Here is a 16340-nt window from a genome sequence, read left to right on the forward strand (position 1 = left end):
GGAAAGTCGCCTACTGTTGAGGGATGCAGCGGCGGATCTTCGGCATTGAGACAGAGTTCGGGGTGACGTGCACCTTCCACGGGCAACGTCGACTGTCCCCGGACGAGGTCGCGCGTTATCTGTTCCGCCGGGTCGTGTCGTGGGGGCGTTCCTCTAACGTCTTCCTGCGCAACGGTTCTCGGCTCTACCTGGACGTCGGCTCACACCCGGAGTACGCCACGGCCGAGTGCGACGACCTGGCTCAGCTGGTCACGCACGACAAGGCCGGCGAGCGGATCCTCGAGGATCTGCTGGTGGACGCCGAGCGCAGACTCGCCGACGAGGGCATCGGCGGCGACATCTTCCTGTTCAAGAACAACACCGACTCGGCGGGCAACTCGTACGGCTGCCACGAGAACTACCTGGTCGCACGGGCCGGTGAGTTCTCGCGGATCGCGGACGTGCTGCTGCCGTTCCTCGTGACGCGCCAGCTCATCTGCGGCGCGGGCAAGGTGCTGCAGACCCCGCGCGGCGCCGTGTACTGCCTGTCGCAGCGCGCCGAGCACATCTGGGAGGGCGTGTCGTCCGCGACCACGCGTTCCCGCCCGATCATCAACACGCGCGACGAGCCGCACGCCGACGCCGAGCGGTACCGGCGCCTGCACGTGATCGTCGGCGACTCGAACATGTCCGAGGTGACGACGCTGCTGAAGGTCGGCAGCGCGAACCTCGTGCTCGAGATGATCGAGCAGGGCGTGCAGTTCAGGGACTTCAGCCTGGACAACCCGATCCGCGCCATCCGCGAGATCAGCCACGACCTCACCGGCCGCCGCACGGTGCGCCTGGCGGGCGGCAAGGAGGCCTCGGCGCTGGACATCCAGCGCGAGTACTACGAGCGCGCCGTCGAGCACACCGCACGCCGTTCGCCGGACCCGATGGCGCAGCGCGTCATCGAGCTGTGGGGCCGCACCCTCGACGCCGTCGAGGCGCAGGACATGTCCAAGATCGACCGCGAGATCGACTGGGCAATCAAGCACCGCCTGATGGAGCGCTACCAGGCCAAGCACGACATGGACCTGTCCAACCCGCGCATCGCCCAGCTCGATCTCGCCTACCACGACATCCGGCGCGGCCGCGGCATCTTCGACCTGCTCCAGCGCAAGGGCCAGGTCGAGCGGGTGACCGACGACGGCGAGATCGAGGCCGCCAAGGACACCCCGCCGCAGACCACGCGGGCCAAGCTGCGCGGTGACTTCATCGCCGCCGCGCAGGCCGCCGGTCGCGACTTCACGGTCGACTGGGTGCACCTCAAGCTCAACGACCAGGCGCAGCGGACCGTGCTGTGCAAGGACCCGTTCAGGGCAGTGGACGAGCGCGTCGAGAGGCTTATCTCGTCGCTTTAGGAGTGGCAGAGTGCCGCGCATGAGGATCATCGCGGCACTCTGTGCCCTCTCCCTGCTCGTGGTCCCCGGGGTGGCTCAAGCCGACGCGTCCTATTGGGACCTGAAGCCCACCGGAACCGACGCCCGCCTGCGCGGGCTCTCCGCCGTCAACGCCCAGGTCGCGTGGGTCAGCGGCAGCAAGGGCACCGTCCTGCGCACCACGGACGGTGGCCGCAGCTGGAAGTCCGTCGGCCCGCCGGACACGGCGACGCTCGAGTTCCGCGACATCCAGGCGTTCGACGCCCGCACCGCGGTGGCCCTGTCCATCGGCGAGGGCGAGGCGTCGCGCATCTACCGCACGGACGACGGCGGCCGCACCTGGCGCGAGTCGTTCCGCAACACCGACCCCAAGGCGTTCTACGACTGCGTCGCCTTCTTCGACCACCACCGCGGCCTCGCGCTCAGCGACCCCGTCGACGGCAAGTTCCGCGTGCTGTCCACCCGCGACGGTGGCCGATCCTGGCAGGTCAACGACCCCAAGGGCATGCCGCAGGCGCTGGAGGGCGAGTTCGCGTTCGCGGCGAGTGGACAGTGCGTGACGACCGCCGGGCACCACGCCTGGATCGCGACGGGCGGCGGCGCCAAGGCCCGCGTGCTGCACTCCAAGGACACCGGACGCACCTGGGAGGCCGCGGAGACGCCGTTGCCCAGCGGACCGGCGGCCGGCGTGTTCGCGGTGGCGTTCCGGACGCCGTGGCAGGGCGTCGCGATCGGCGGCGACTACCTCAAGCCCGACGACCCCACGCCCGCGCTCGCGCTCAGCAGGGACGGCCGGACCTGGCAGCCGACGAAGCAGGCGCCGGTCGGCTACCGGTCCGGTGTCGCCTTCCGCGGGTCGGGCCTCGTCGCCGTCGGGCCGACGGGCACGGACGTCAGCAGGGACGGCCAGAAGTGGACGAAGGCCGACGCCGGCAGCTTCGACACCGTCGACTGCCCCGGCTGGACCTGCTGGGCGGCGGGGGAGAAGGGCCGCGTCGGCCGTTTGCGGTGAACCGTGCCGGGGTAGATCGGGTACGTGTTCGACGGCTTCGACCTGCGGCGCATCGACGTCGGTGAAGCCGTGTTGCGGGTGAGGACCGGTGGTGCGGGGCCGCCGGTCCTCCTGCTGCACGGGCATCCGCGCACGCACACGACGTGGCACCGCGTCGCGCCGCTGCTGGCGCGGACGTTCACGGTCGTGTGCCCCGACCTGCGCGGCTACGGCGAGTCGTCGAAGCCCGGCGACTACTCGAAGCGCGCGATGGCCCGTGACTTCAGCGCGCTGATGCGCGGGCTCGGGCACGACCGGTTCGCCGTCGCGGGCCACGACCGGGGCGGCCCGGCCGCGACCAGGCTGACGCTCGACCACCCCGAGTCCGTCACGCACCTCGCCGCGCTCGACACCGTGCCGATCGGCTCGGCGCTCGCCCGGTGCGACGCCGACTTCGCGCGAAGGTGGTGGCACTGGTTCTTCCTGGCGCAGCCGGACATCCCGGCGCGCGTGATCAACGCGGACCCGGACGCGTGGTACCGCGAGCGCTACGGCGACACCCCGGAGCGCATGGGTGCGGAGAACTGGGCGGACTTCCAGCGGGCGATCCACGACCCGGAGACCGTGCGGGCGATGTGCGGCGACTACCGGGCGGGCCTCGAGGTCGACCGCGCCCACGACGACGCGGACCTCGCCGCGGGGCGGCGCATCGCGTGCCCGGTGCTGGTGCTCTGGTCGTTGCGCGACGACCTGCACGAGATCCACGGCGACGTGCTCGCCGTGTGGCGGGAGTGGGCGGACCAGGTCAGCGGGCGCGGTATCGACTCAGGTCACCACGTCGCCGAGGACGCGCCCGAGGAGCTGGCCCGCGAGCTGGCCGCGTTCTTCACGCGGTGAACGGGCCGTTGACCCCAGGTGCCTGAGGTGAACGGGCGTTCGAACGGGTTAGGGTCTGTGCGTGGCAATCGCACGCGCCGAACGACTCGTCAACCTGGTGTTGTGCCTGCTGTCGACCCGCCAGTTCCTGACAGCCGAGCGCATCCGCGCCATCGTCCCCGGTTACGCCGACGCCCCGACGGACGAGGCGTTCTTCCGCATGTTCGAACGCGACAAGTCCGAACTGCGCGACCTCGGCGTGCCGCTGGAGACCGGCCGCGGGCCCGAGGAGGGTGACGGGTACCGGATCGCGCGCCGCGACTACGAGCTCGGCGACATCGACCTCGAACCCGACGAGGCCGCCGCGGTGGCGCTGGCCGCGCGGCTGTGGGACTCACCGCAGCTCACCGGAGCCGCGCACGGTGCGCTGATCAAGCTGCGGGCCGCGGGCGTGGACGTCGACGAGGCCGCGCCGGCCGCCGTGGAACCCAAGGTGCGCACGAGCGAGCCCGCGTTCCCGCCGCTGCTGGCCGCCGTGCAGGCTGGCCAGGCCGTGAAGTTCGGCTACCGGCGCCCCAGCCCGGCCCAGACGATGGAACGCACGGTCGAGCCGTGGGGCGTCGTCGCGTGGCGCGGGCGGTGGTACCTGGTCGGGCACGACCGCGACCGGGACGCGGCGCGCTGCTTCCGGCTCTCGCGGTTCGTCGGTGACGTGACGACCCTCGGCAAACCCGGTGAGGTGCGCTCGCCGGACGGCATCGACCTGCTGAGCTTCGTGGCCCGCACCGAGTTCGCGCCGCAGCCCAGCTCTCCGGCCAGGCTGTGGGTCGCGAAGGACCGGGCGTTCGGGCTGCGCAGGCACGCGACGGTCGTCGACCAGCAGGACGACGGCGACGTCGTCGAGATCGACCTCAAGTTCCCCGAGTCGGCCGCGAAGTGGATCGCCGGGTTCGGGCCCGACGTGGTGGTCATCGAACCCGAGATACTCGCCAAGTCCGTCCGGGAACGGCTCCTGGGCGTCGTGGAGGGGAAGCGTTGAGCGCCTCTAACGAACGGCTGCCGCGCCTGCTCGCGCTCGTGCCGTACCTGCTGAACCGGCCGGGCATCCCGGTGGACGAGGCCGCCGCGGACTTCGGCATCACGCCGAAGCAGCTGCGCAAGGACCTCGAGCTGCTGTGGATGTGCGGCCTGCCCGGCTACGGGCCGGGCGACCTCATCGACCTGTCCTTCGAGGGCGAGACGATCACCGTCTCGTTCGACGCGGGCATGAACCGGCCGCTGCGCCTCACCGCCGCCGAGGCGACGAGCCTGCTGGTGGCGCTGCGGGCGCTCGCGGACACACCGGGCGTCGTGGACACCGACGCGGTCCAGCGCGCGCTCGCCAAGATCGAGAAGGCGGTCGGCGACGCGCAGCCCGCAGGCGTCGCCGTGGGCCTCGGCCTGCGGGAACGCGAGGAGACCGCGGAGATCCGCGACGCCGTGCAGGAGGCCGTGCGGCGCGAGCGGGCGCTGAGCATCCGGTACTACTCGCAGGCCCACGACCAGATCAGCGACCGGGTCGTCGACCCGATGCGGCTGCTGATCGTCGAGGGCCGCGGCTACCTGGAGGCCTGGTGCCGTTCCGCGCTCGGCGTGCGGCTCTTCCGGCTCGACCGGATCGACGCCGTCACCGAGCTGGACGAGCCGTCGGCGCCGCCGCCGCACGCCCAGCCCACCGACACGTCGGAGGGGCTGTTCCAGCCGGAGGACGGCCAGCACATGGCCATCCTGCTGCTGGAGCCGGACGCGCACTGGGTCGCCGAGTACTACCCGGTGGACCTGGTGACCGAGCTCGGCGACGGCCGCACGCGCGTGGTCATGCGGTACGCGGACACGTCGTGGATGGTCCGGCTGCTGCTGGGCCTGGGTGGAGAGGTGCACGTCGAGCAGCCGGAGAGCCTCGCGGACCACGTGCGCGAACGCGCCGAGGCCGCGTTGCGACGGGCAGATCACCTGTTGTCCACCTGAGCCGTATACGGTGTGGATGTGCCGTACACGCCGACCTTGGTGCTGGTCGCTCTCGGTTTGGTCGCCCTGATCGTGATCATGTCGAGAGTCATCCGATCCTTGCGCCGATTCACCAGCACACGCACTCTGGTGAATGACAGGGTCGGCGACGGTGTCGGTCTGCTGAAGGCGCGGTCCGCAGCGCTGAAGGTGGCCTTCGCCGAGCGGCGTCCGGATCAGGCCCGCAAGGGCATACCCCGCGTACGATCAACGGACCGGGGCAGACAGGAGGATCACCGTGCCTAACCTCGGACCCACCGAGCTGATCATCATCGCCGTGGTGATCATTCTGCTGTTCGGTGCGAAGAAGCTGCCCGACATGGCCCGCTCGCTCGGCCGGTCGGCCAAGATCTTCAAGGCCGAGACCAAGGGACTCCGCGACTCATCGGACTCGTCGGACGACTCGGCTCAGCCGCAGCAGGCACCCGTGCAGCAGCAGCCGCAGCAGCTCCCGCCTGCCCAGCCCGCTCCGCAGCAGCCGCAGGTCGCGCCGCCGATCGAGCAGACGCAGCAGAACAAGGCCAACAACTGACCTTGTCGGTCACTGACCTGTAAGGGCGGTTAGCGCGGTGGCAAGTCCGTTCCGGTGGTTTGCCGAGCGCCGGGAACGCGGCAAGCGCCGTCGGGGCAACTCCGACGGCACGATGTCGCTCAAAGAGCACCTCTACGAGCTGCGGCACCGGCTCGGCCTGGCGCTGATGTTCGTCGCCGTCGGCGGCGTGTTCGGGTTCATCTGGTTCCAGACGAAGCTCGGCCCCATCCCGTCGCTGGGTGAGTTGCTGACGGGGCCGTACTGCCAGCCCGACCTGGCCAAGTACCGGGCGAACATCAGCAACGACGGCACGTGCAAGCTGCTGCAGACCGAGCCGTTCGAGATCTTCATGATCCAGCTGAAGGCGGGCACGGCCGCAGGCGCGGTGCTCCTCTGCCCGGCGTGGCTCTACCAGCTGTGGGCGTTCATCACGCCCGGTCTCTACTCGAAGGAGCGCAAGTTCGCTCGCACCTTCGTGCTCTTCGCGGCGATCCTGTTCGTCGCGGGCGCGGTGCTCGCGTACCTGGTGGTGCCCGAGGGCCTGAAGGTGCTGATGAGCTTCGGTGGCGACCAGTTCACGACGGCGCTCACCGGTAGCAAGTACATCTCGTTCGTCCTGACCCTGCTGCTGATCTTCGGCGTGAGCTTCGAGCTGCCGCTGCTCGTGGTCATGCTGAACCGGGCGGGGATCATCAGCTACGAGAAGCTGCACAAGTGGCGGCGCGGCCTGCTGATGGGCCTGTTCGTGTTCGCAGCCATCGCGACGCCCGGCACGGACCCGATCTCGATGGTCGCGCTGGCGCTCGCGCTGACGGTGCTGTTCGAGATGGCCATCCAGATCGCGCGCATCCACGACAAGCGCAAGGCCAAGGAACGGCTCGCGGAGGGCTGGGACGGCCTCGCGGACGACGAGGCGACGCCGTTCGACTACACGCCGTCCGACGCGGACGGCAAGGTCGAGGGCGAGCAGGTCGAGCCGATGGAGCCCGTGGAGCCTGTCGGGCCCGCCAAGTCGTCCGGCGATCGCCGGGTCAACTACGACGACGCGACCTGATTCTCAGGCACGGAACAGGGGTCGGGACTCGAGTCGAATCCCGGCCCTGCTCTTGACCAGACCGCACTTCCCCAACTAGATCGAATCGGAACTGTCGCGTGGCCTGACCTCGGTCAATCAGGTGCTAGCTTCCCGCGCATGCCCGAAACCTGGTCGCACGCCGCGCTGCTGGTCTGTCCCGCCTCGGGCAAGGGGCGCGCGGCCAGGATGGCGGGCGCGACGGCGGCCGAACTGCGCGCGGGCGTGGCGAAGCTGGACCTGCACGTCGCCGAGTCCGCCGAGGGCACGCTGGCCATGGCGCACCGCGCCGTGGCCGACGGGGTGGACCTGCTGGTCGTGCTCGGCGGCGACGGGGCCGCGCACCTCGCGATGCAGGCCTGCGCGGGCACCACGACCACGCTCGGCATCGTTCCCGCGGGCACCGGCAACGACCTGGCCAACGCGGTCGGCACGACGTGCGTCGACGACGTGGTGCACGGCGAGCGCCGCACGCTGGACCTCGGCAGGCTGTCGACGGGGCAGTGGTTCGCGACGGTGCTGTGCGCCGGGTTCGACTCGGCGGTGAACGAGCGGGCGAACGCCATGCGCTGGCCCGCCGGTCCGCGTCGCTACGACCTCGCGATCCTCGCCGAGCTCGCCTCGCTGCGGGCCGCGCCGCTGGTGATCGAGACCGAGCACGGCACCGAGGAGCTGGAGGCGACGCTCGTCGCGGTCGGCAACACCCCGAACTACGGCGGCGGCATCCCGATCTGCCCCGAGGCGCGCGCGGACGACGGGCTGTTCGACGTGACCGTCGTGTCCAAGATGAGCCGGGCGGTGCTCGTGCGGATGCTGCCGACGCTGCGCACCGGACGTCACACCGAGCATCCGGCCGTGCGGACGTTCCGGGCCAGGTCAGTGACCTTGTCGGGGGACAACGGCTGGGTCGGTTACGCGGACGGCGAGCGCCAGGCGCCCCTTCCGCTGTCGATGGAGACGGTCCCCGACGCGTTGACAGTTGTCTCCATACCTTCAGTGTGAACTGAACGTAATCCACTCCTCACACGGTTGTCGGTGCGATGTGAAAGCCTTGAGGGGTGTCAGGTGCTTCGCGGTCCCCGGCCCAGGCCTACGCCGACTCACGTCGCCGCTCAGCCAGGCCCAAGCTGACCGACTTCGGTTCAGTGATCTCGTTCGAGCTCGACCCCTTCCAGCGTGAGTCGTGCGAGGCGCTGGAGGACGGCCACGGCGTCCTCGTGTGCGCCCCGACCGGTGCGGGCAAGACGGTCGTCGGCGAGTTCGCGGTGCACCTGGCCCTCTCCGAGGGCCGCAAGTGCTTCTACACGACGCCCATCAAGGCGCTGTCGAACCAGAAGTTCGCGGACCTCACCGCGCGGTACGGCGCGGAGAGCGTCGGCCTGCTGACCGGTGACACGAGCGTGAACGGCAACGCGCCGGTCGTCGTCATGACGACCGAGGTGCTCCGCAACATGCTCTACGCGGGCTCCAGCACGCTGAACGGCCTCGCGTACGTCGTGATGGACGAGGTGCACTACCTCGCGGACCGGTTCCGCGGCCCGGTGTGGGAGGAGGTGATCCTGCACCTGCCCGAGCACGTGCAGCTGGTCAGCCTCTCCGCGACCGTCAGCAACGCCGAGGAGTTCGGCGAGTGGCTGGTCGAGGTGCGCGGCGACACGACGGTCGTGGTCGACGAGCACCGGCCGGTCCCGCTGTGGCAGCACATGATCGTCGGCAACAAGATGCTCGACCTGTTCGAGGGCGACGAGACGCACGCGCGCATCAACTCGCAGGTGCTGCGGCAGACCGAGGAGCTGGCGCGCTACCACGTGCCGTGGAGCCGCGGCCGCAAGCAGAACGGCGGCCGCCCGCCGCGCAACACCGGCTTCAAGCCGCCGTCGCGCACCGACATGATCCAGCGGCTCGACCAGGCGAGCCTGCTGCCCGCGATCGTGTTCGTGTTCAGCCGCGCGGGCTGCGACGCGGCGGTCGCGCAGACCGCGCGTGCCGGGCTGCGGCTCAACACGCCAGAGGAGGCCGACGAGGTCCGCCTCGTCATCGACGAGAAGACGCGCGACCTGCCCGAGGCCGACCTGACGGTGCTGGGCTACTGGGAGTGGCGCGAGGCGCTGGAGCGCGGCATCGCGTCGCACCACGCCGGCCTGCTGCCCGCGTTCAAGGAGACCGTCGAGGAGCTGTTCGTCCGCGGCCTGGTCAAGGTCGTGTTCGCGACCGAGACGCTCGCACTGGGCATCAACATGCCCGCGCGCACGGTCGTGCTGGAGAAGCTCGTCAAGTACAACGGCGAGGCGCACGTCGACCTCACGCCGGGCGAGTACACCCAGCTCACCGGCCGTGCCGGGCGGCGAGGCATCGACGTCGAGGGCCACGCGGTGGTCGTGTGGCAGCCGGGCATCGACCCCAAGCAGGTCGGCGGTCTCGCGTCGACCCGCACGTACCCGCTGCGCTCGTCGTTCCGGCCCGGCTACAACATGGCCGTCAACCTGGTGAACCAGCTCGGCGCGTCCGCCGCACGCGAGATCCTGGAGCAGTCGTTCGCGCAGTTCCAGGCGGACCGCTCGGTCGTCGGCCTGTCGCGGCGGATCGACCGCAACCGCGAGGCGCTGTCGGGCTACGCCGAGTCCATGAGCTGCCACCTCGGCGACTTCACCGAGTACGCGAACCTGCGCCGCCGGGTCGGCGACCGGGAGAAGACGCTCGCGAAGCAGAACACCAACGCGCGGCGCATCGAGGCGGCCAAGTCGCTGGAGCGGCTGCGCAAGGGCGACGTCATCGCGGTGCCGTCCGGGCGCCGGTCCGGCCTCGCGATCGTGATCGACCCCGGCCTGGAGCCGCTGGGCGAGGCGCGGCCGCTCGTGCTGACCGAGGACAGGTGGGCGGGCAGGCTGTCCGCGGCCGACTTCCCGGCTCCGGTCGAGGTGCTCGGGCACGTGCGACTGCCCCGCGTGGTCGACGTGCGTTCGCCCAAGTCGCGGCGCGACCTGGCGTCCACGCTGCGCAACACCGGCATCCAGCTGCCGTCGGGCAAGCGCCGCCGAACGTCCCCGGACGACGACGCCGAACTGGCGACGCTGCGGCGCGCGCTGCGGGCGCACCCGTGCCACGGCTGCGAGCAGCGCGAGGACCACGCCCGCTGGGGAGAGCGCTACCACCGGCTGCTGTCGGAGACCGAGCAGCTGGAGCGCAAGGTCTCGGCGACGACGCACTCGCTGGCGCGCCAGTTCGACCGCATCCGCGCGTTGCTGCGGCAGCGCGGCTACCTCAGCGGGGACGACGCGATCACCGAGCACGGAAAGCGGCTGACCAGGCTCTACAGCGAGTCGGACCTGCTGGCGGCCGAGTGCCTGCGGCACGGCGTGTGGAAGGGCCTGGGCCCGGCCGAGCTCGCCGCCGTCGTGTCGTCGCTGGTGTACGAGGCGCGCCGGGACGGCATGGTCGACCAGACCCTGCCGCAGGGCCAGGTGTCGGACGCGATGACGGCCACGATCCGGCTGTGGGCGGAGATCGAGGACGACGAGCGCGGCCACAAGCTGGAGCGCACGACCCGCCAGCCGGACGCGGGTTTCGCGTGGCCGGTGTACCGGTGGGCGCGCGGCGAGTCGCTGGAGAAGGTGCTCAGCGCGGCCGAGGCGAACGGCAACGAGCTGGGCGCGGGCGACTTCGTCCGGTGGTGCCGCCAGGTGATCGACCTGCTGGACCAGATCCGCGACGTGGTCGGCGGCAAGGATCCGGTGGGTGCGGCGGCCGCCAAGGCGGTCGACGCGCTGCGCCGGGGCGTGGTGGCCATGGCCACGGTCTGACAAAGGTTTCGTGCGTCGGAGTACGGGCGATGCGATCAGTGTGGTTGGATCGCGCCGGAAATGTTGTGAACACGGAGGTCGAGCATGAGCAGCCCGTACGGACCGTCCGGAGGGAACGATCCGCAGCAGCAGTGGGGCCAGCAGCCCTACGGTGGCGGTTACCCCGGCACCCCGTCCGGCGGATTCCCGGCTCAGAACCCGTACGGCCAGCCCCAGCAGCCCGGTCAGCCGCAGCCTGGTCAGCCGCAGCCTGGTCAGCAGCCGTACCCCGGTTACGACCCGAACCAGCAGCAACAGCAGAACCCGTACGCCCAGCCCGGCCAGCAGCAGCCCTACGGCCAGCCGGACCCGTACGGCCAGCAGACGCAGCAGTACGGCGTCCCCGGCCAGTTCGGTCCTCCCGGGCAGTACGGTCCGCCGCCGCAGCAGAAGAAGTCCAGCGCGATCATCTGGGTCGTCGTCGCCGTCGCCGTGCTGATCATCGGCGCGGTGGCGTTCACCGGCTTCGTGTCGCCCGCCTTCTTCAAGAAGAAGATCTTCGACAACACCGCCGTGCAGAACGGCATCGTGAAGATCCTCAAGGACGAGTACAAGATCTCGGACGTCGGCAGCGCGTCCTGCGCCGGTGAGAACGAGGTCAAGCCCAACACCTCGTTCAACTGCAAGGTGCAGGTCGGCGGCAAGGACAAGACGGTCAAGATCACCGTCAAGACCGAGGACGGCGAGTACGAGGTCGGCCAGCCGACCGGCTGAACCGGAAATTTCCGCACGCGGGGAGTCCTCTTCGGAGGGCTCCCCTTCGTGTTTGCGCAGGTAGTCTCGATGTGGATCACTGGGGGTGAACGCATGGGGGACTTCCACGCCGGATCGGCGGAGGCAGCCGGGTACCAGTACTTCGCGATCTTCAACGAGACCGCCGACGTGCTCGACCTCGACAACGCGTACCTGGTCGTCCGCTCCTCGTCGCTGTCCGGCGAGGAGGCCTTCACCGGGAACCTGCTGTGGGAGCGGACGGAGAAGTTGTTCCGGCTCCGCGACGGCCACGACTGGGAAGAGGAGTACGTGGCGATCAGCCCGGCCGAGGCGGAGCGCCTCAACCGGAAGATCGCCGAGCGGTGGCACGCGTACCGGCGCTACCGCCTGATCACCGCGGACGGTGCGCCGCTCGCGCTGGCGCGGATCACCGGGGAGACCGAGCACGCGTTCACCGGTGGGCCGGCGTGGATGTTGTCGGACCTGCTGAGCCGCGCGCCCCAGGAGCTGACGTGGACGGTCGAGGACGTCGATCCCGAGCGCGTCACCGAGCTCATGGCCGGGCTGGTTCGGCAGAGCCGGAACTTGAGGCGGCACAAGGACTTCCCGGCGGGCTACGCGGTGTTCCGGCGGCCGGTCGACGTGCTGGACCTCGACTCGGCGCGGCGGGTGGTGGGCGAGCCTGGGCCGGATGACGCGGTGACGGTGCCGATCAACGCGCCGGAAGCGGACCGCCTCCGGCTCAGGATCTCGGCCAGAGAGGCGACGCACGGCGGCTGATCGGTGGAAGTACGCGATCTCACAACGGGAGTCCTCTTCAAGGGGCTCCCGTTTCGCGTTCCCGGCGGTAAGATCAAGTGTCCAATGCGGACTGGCTGGGGGGCCGACGTGGACAACCGTTTCTTCGCCATTCACGACAGTTCTGGTGTGCTGCGGGCCGTGGGCCGGATGTGGCAGGGCGCCGACGAGGCCTACACCGACGGCCTGTACTGGGAGACCTGCGACCAGATCGGCACGCCGCCGGGGCAGCGGTTCAGCTGGCGCGGCTGGACGGACCTGGTTCTCGAGGAGCTCCCCGACGAGCAGGCCGCCGACGCCCTGCTGTTCATCATCACGGCGCGGGGCCGCGAGATCGCGCACGCCTCCGACGACCTGGAGCGGTACGCGATCTTCCGCGCCGCCGAAGCACATCCCTTCTTGCTGGACAACGCGTACACGTTGATCCGCAGGGCGCTCCCGGACGGCCCCGAGGAGGAACTCGCTCGGGACGGGCAGTGGCGGCCGGCGAACCGGCTGGACGAGATCCGGGACGGCGACGGACACCCCGACGTGTGCCTGCGGCTCGCCGAGCGGGAGATGGACTGGCACGAGGAGCGGCTCATCGCGCCCCGGTACACCCTCGTCCGCGACGGGGCGGGGCAGCCGCTCGCGGTGGTCCGCGAGGTCGGGGGCGCCGAGGAGGCGTACACCCGCGACCTCGCGTGGGCGCCGTCGCACCTGCTGGACCGGCCGGATCTGACCTTCCAGCGGTTCCAGTACCCGAGACAGGGACAGGCGGAGCTGCTCGAGTTCGCGCACACCGTCCGGGACGAGAGGCAGCGAACGGAGTGGGCGGGGGAGTACGACTACTTCGCCGACCTCGTCAGCCAGTTCGCCGAGCCCGACCCGGATCTGGCGGTCAGCGTGGTCCGGCGGTCTCGGGACGGATGCGCGGAGGTGTTCTTCGCCGAAGGGGTGTGGCTGCGCACGGCGGCACCGCTGCGGATCGGCGAGCTGTTCTTCCAGTGGAGCAACCTGCCGGTCACCGCGGACGAGGCGGAACGGATCACCCGGCGGATCGCTTCCTCCGAGGAGCCGAGGTACTTCGTGGTCACCGACGACGCCGAGGAGCGGGAGAACCGGCGCTCCACCGCGGTGGCCGTCGTCCGGCTCACGGGCACTGCCGGCGACGCGTTCACCCGTGACCTCGCCTGGCGGCCGTACGACCTGCCCGGCACGCTGGCCGACCAGCCGCGGTGGACCGTGCGCGCGGTCACCGAGGGGGCCGCCCGGCAGGAGGAGTTCTACGTCCACGACCGCGTGCGGCACGCCAGGCAGGTCGGCGAGTGGGTGGGCGAGTACGACTACTTCGCGATCTTCGACGGCACCCTGGAGGCGCTCGACCTCGACAACGCCTTCATGCTCGTCCGGCGCTCGACGCCGTCGGGCGAGGAACAGTACTCCGGGAATCGGCAATGGGGGAGCACGGACAAGCTCTACCGGCTGAGCAGCGGCAGGGACTGGACCGAGGAGAGCCTGCCGATCAGCCCGGCCGAGGCGGAGCACCTCCGGCGGAAGCTCGACGAGAGGTGGAACGGGTGGCGGCGCTACTACGCCGTCACGGCCGACGACGGTCCGCCCGCCGTGGTGATGTTGTCGACGCCGCGGCACGCGGCTCCGAGCGAGCTCGCGTTCACCGGCGAGTTCGGGTGGAAGGTGTCCGATCTGCTGCGCCGGGCGGCGACCGTCGACGAGATCGAGCCGGACCGGGCTGTCGAGCTCATGGGGACCTTGGTGGGGGACCACCGGTACCTGAAGCAGCAGGAGCACTACGGGGCCGGGTACGCGGTCTTCCGGCGCTGGGACGACGTGGTCGACCTCGAGTCGGCCCTGCGGCTGGTCGGACAGCCGGGACCGGGGGACGAGGTGGCCGTGCCGATCACCGCGCACGAGTCGGAACGCCTCGCCAAGATGATCTTCCTCAGGCGGGCGGAGGAGCGTGCCGAACCGGCCGACGACCACCGCTACTTCGCTGTCTTCGACTACCGGGGCAACGTGATGGACCTCGACGCCGCGTACGCGGTGATCCGGTGTCCGGCTGAGGGAACCGAGCCGTGGGAGACGTTCGTGCGGGACGGTGAGTGGCGGACGACGCGGGCGCCCCATCAGGTGAAGACCGTGCCGATCACCGCGGCGGACGTGGATCGGGTCACCCGCAGGATCGCGGCGACCGAGCACACCCGCTACTTCGACGTCCGGGGCGACCGGGGCCGGGTGGCGATCGTCCGGTTGACGGGAAGCGTCGAAGAAGCACTCGCTCGCGACGTGCTGGAGTGGGCACCGTCCGACCTGTTCGAGCGCGTGCGCACCGAGCCCGAGCTGGTCGCCGAGGAGTTCTCCGAGTCCAGCGGGACCATGGCCGTGTTCTACCAAACGCAGTCGGTCAGGGCGGAGAGGCAGAAGTCCGAACGGGCGGGTGACGACCGGTACTTCGCGATCTTCGCCGACCTGGCGGCCGCGCTGGACGTCGGCAACGCGCTCGTGGTCGTCCGGCGGCGCGGGGAGGCCGAGGAGAAGTTCGTCCGGCCCGGCGAGTGGGTCCCCACGGACGAGCTGTCCCGGCTGGAGGGCAAAGCGCCCTTCCAGCCGTACCTGGCGATCAGCGCCGAGGAGGCGGAGCGGCTCACCCGTGGCGCGGGCACGTGGCGGGAGAGGGCACGGCGGTGGCTGACCCGTGGCTGAGGGCACGCGACCTGCCCGGTGTGCGGGTCTACTACGTGGTCGTCCGCGGGACTGCGGCCACGGTCGACCTCGGCGAGGTCCGCACGGTGAACCGCATTCCGGCGTGCCGGCCCGAGGGTGCGGAGAGGGGATCCGGCGGAGGCGGAGCGGTAACTGAGTCGCGATCTGGTGCGGTGCGCGGCAGTATCGCTGCGTGACCGAGATCCGCGTGCTCGACGAGTCCCAGTACCGCGACCACCACACGTTGTTCCGCGGCACGCTGCATCACGCGGCCGCCCCCGACGAGGTGTGGGAGCACGCGCGCAACTCGTACGAACCGGGGCGCTCGCACGCCGCGTTCGACGGTGCCGAGATCGTCGGCACGGTGCAGTCGTTCGGGTCGAGCCTCGTGCTCCCCGGTGGCGCGGTCGTGCCGCACGCGGCGGTCAGCCGGGTCGGTGTGCGCGCGGACCACACGCGGCGCGGTGTGCTGAGCTCGATGATGCGCGCGCAGTTCGACGCGCTCGACGAGCCCGCCGCGACGCTGCGCGCGTCCGAGGGCGTGATCTACGGGCGGTTCGGGTACGGCGTGGCGACGCGCGGCCGGACCGTGCGGGTCGACCGGCGGCGCGCGGCCGTGCCGGGGGAGGCGACCGGGCGGGTGCGCCTCGTCGACCGGGACACCGCGGGCAAGCTGCTGCCCGAGCTGCACGACTCCGTCGGCATGAAGCGGCCCGGTGCGATCGGCCGGTGGACGGGGTGGTGGGAGCTCAACCTGTTCGGCAACATCAAGCCGGACGACAACCTCGTCTCTGCCGTCCACAGTGGACCGGACGGCGACGATGGTTTCGTCGTTTACAAAGTGGACCACGGCGACAAGGAGCGGGTGCTCAAGGTCTACGACCTGTGCGCCGCGTCGCCCGCCGCGTGGGCCGACCTGTGGCGCTACCTCATCGGCATCGACCTGGTCGACGAGGTCGAGGCGTGGCTGCGCCCGCTCGACGAGCCGCTGGAGTGGCTGTTCACCGACCCGCGCGCGGTGAAGGTGACCGAGTTCGAGGACGAGACGTGGCTGCGGCTGATCGACGTGCCGTTCATGCTGGCGCAGCGCACCTACGCCGACGGTGACCCGGTCGTCGTCGGGGTGACCGACCGGCTGATTCCCGTCAACACGGGCAGCTATCTCATCACCCCGGACGGCGCGAGCCGCACCGATCAGGCGCCCGATGTGGAGCTCAGCGTCGACCTGCTCGGCGCGCTGTACCTGGGAGACACCACTTTCCGCCAGCTCGTCACCGCGAACCGCGCCACCGGGAGCAACCCGGCCGCGGCCGATCGGCTGTTCGCGGTGTCGGAAGTTCCTTGGTGCGGCACGTACTTCTAATCCAAC

General features: G+C 70.6%; 15 protein-coding genes. All 15 read left to right on the forward strand.

Features of this window, described 5'->3' with window-relative positions; translation table 11 throughout:
- Positions 1–23: 23 nt before the first annotated feature.
- The 15 genes from pafA (at position 24) to FKR81_RS34180 (ending at position 16334) form a co-directional block, all read left to right on the forward strand.
- The gene (gene pafA, locus FKR81_RS34110) at positions 24–1382 is read left to right on the forward strand and encodes a Pup--protein ligase (RefSeq protein WP_146358356.1); all 1359 of its coding nucleotides are present in this window, start codon (positions 24–26) and stop codon (positions 1380–1382) included.
- A gap of 19 nt (positions 1383–1401) precedes the next feature.
- Complete coding sequence (locus FKR81_RS34115) at positions 1402–2412, forward strand: beta propeller repeat protein (RefSeq protein WP_146358357.1); 1011 nt, start codon at positions 1402–1404, stop codon at positions 2410–2412.
- A gap of 24 nt (positions 2413–2436) precedes the next feature.
- The gene (locus tag FKR81_RS34120) at positions 2437–3288 is read left to right on the forward strand and encodes an alpha/beta fold hydrolase (protein WP_146358358.1); all 852 of its coding nucleotides are present in this window, start codon (positions 2437–2439) and stop codon (positions 3286–3288) included.
- 61 nt (positions 3289–3349) lie between these two features.
- On the forward strand, positions 3350–4306 hold the full coding sequence (locus tag FKR81_RS34125; protein ID WP_146358359.1) for a helix-turn-helix transcriptional regulator: 957 nt from the start codon (positions 3350–3352) through the stop codon (positions 4304–4306).
- Entirely contained in the window at positions 4303–5274 is a 972-nt protein-coding gene (locus FKR81_RS34130; protein ID WP_146358360.1) for a helix-turn-helix transcriptional regulator, read from the forward strand. The genes FKR81_RS34125 and FKR81_RS34130 overlap by 4 nt, the downstream gene beginning before the upstream one ends.
- Before the next feature lie 18 nt (positions 5275–5292).
- Positions 5293–5559 carry a bacteriophage holin gene (locus FKR81_RS34135; RefSeq protein ID WP_186763339.1) on the forward strand — a complete coding sequence of 89 codons (267 nt, stop codon included), beginning with the start codon at positions 5293–5295 and terminating at the stop codon, positions 5557–5559.
- Entirely contained in the window at positions 5552–5845 is a 294-nt protein-coding gene (tatA, locus tag FKR81_RS34140; RefSeq protein WP_146358361.1) for a Sec-independent protein translocase subunit TatA, read from the forward strand. Before FKR81_RS34135 ends, tatA begins: the two co-directional genes overlap by 8 nt.
- Before the next feature lie 112 nt (positions 5846–5957).
- Positions 5958–6899 (forward strand): twin-arginine translocase subunit TatC, encoded by a 942-nt coding sequence (gene tatC, locus FKR81_RS34145; protein WP_146358432.1) that lies wholly within the window; start codon positions 5958–5960, stop codon positions 6897–6899.
- A 138-nt stretch (positions 6900–7037) separates the two neighbouring features.
- Positions 7038–7919 (forward strand): diacylglycerol/lipid kinase family protein, encoded by an 882-nt coding sequence (locus FKR81_RS34150; protein WP_146358362.1) that lies wholly within the window; start codon positions 7038–7040, stop codon positions 7917–7919.
- 56 nt (positions 7920–7975) lie between these two features.
- Positions 7976–10717, forward strand: coding sequence for a DEAD/DEAH box helicase (locus FKR81_RS34155; RefSeq protein ID WP_146358363.1), 2742 nt, complete (start codon positions 7976–7978; stop codon positions 10715–10717).
- Positions 10718–10801: 84 nt separating this feature from the next.
- Positions 10802–11470: a DUF4333 domain-containing protein gene (locus tag FKR81_RS34160; protein ID WP_146358364.1), complete on the forward strand. Its 669-nt coding sequence runs from the start codon at positions 10802–10804 to the stop codon at positions 11468–11470.
- A gap of 93 nt (positions 11471–11563) precedes the next feature.
- Positions 11564–12250 carry a hypothetical protein gene (locus tag FKR81_RS34165; RefSeq protein WP_146358365.1) on the forward strand — a complete coding sequence of 229 codons (687 nt, stop codon included), beginning with the start codon at positions 11564–11566 and terminating at the stop codon, positions 12248–12250.
- 108 nt (positions 12251–12358) lie between these two features.
- On the forward strand, positions 12359–14971 hold the full coding sequence (locus FKR81_RS34170; RefSeq protein ID WP_146358366.1) for a hypothetical protein: 2613 nt from the start codon (positions 12359–12361) through the stop codon (positions 14969–14971).
- Positions 14953–15168 carry a hypothetical protein gene (locus tag FKR81_RS34175; protein ID WP_146358367.1) on the forward strand — a complete coding sequence of 72 codons (216 nt, stop codon included), beginning with the start codon at positions 14953–14955 and terminating at the stop codon, positions 15166–15168. The genes FKR81_RS34170 and FKR81_RS34175 overlap by 19 nt, the downstream gene beginning before the upstream one ends.
- Entirely contained in the window at positions 15165–16334 is a 1170-nt protein-coding gene (locus FKR81_RS34180; protein ID WP_146358368.1) for a GNAT family N-acetyltransferase, read from the forward strand. Before FKR81_RS34175 ends, FKR81_RS34180 begins: the two co-directional genes overlap by 4 nt.
- The last annotated feature ends 6 nt before the right edge of the window (positions 16335–16340 follow it).

The sequence above is a fragment of the Lentzea tibetensis genome (assembly GCF_007845675.1).
GTDB classification, from domain to species: Bacteria; Actinomycetota; Actinomycetes; order Mycobacteriales; family Pseudonocardiaceae; genus Lentzea; species Lentzea tibetensis.

What these genes read in the sequence shown, in the direction of transcription:
- FKR81_RS34165 (WP_146358365.1), top strand. Translation starts at nt 11,564, where the DNA reads ATGGGGGACTTCCACGCCGGATCGGCGGAGGCAGCCGGGTACCAGTAC.
- FKR81_RS34115 (WP_146358357.1), top strand. Translation starts at nt 1,402, where the DNA reads ATGAGGATCATCGCGGCACTCTGTGCCCTCTCCCTGCTCGTGGTCCCC.
- FKR81_RS34160 (WP_146358364.1), top strand. Translation starts at nt 10,802, where the DNA reads ATGAGCAGCCCGTACGGACCGTCCGGAGGGAACGATCCGCAGCAGCAG.
- FKR81_RS34150 (WP_146358362.1), top strand. Translation starts at nt 7,038, where the DNA reads ATGCCCGAAACCTGGTCGCACGCCGCGCTGCTGGTCTGTCCCGCCTCG.
- tatC (WP_146358432.1), top strand. Translation starts at nt 5,958, where the DNA reads ATGTCGCTCAAAGAGCACCTCTACGAGCTGCGGCACCGGCTCGGCCTG.
- pafA (WP_146358356.1), top strand. Translation starts at nt 24, where the DNA reads ATGCAGCGGCGGATCTTCGGCATTGAGACAGAGTTCGGGGTGACGTGC.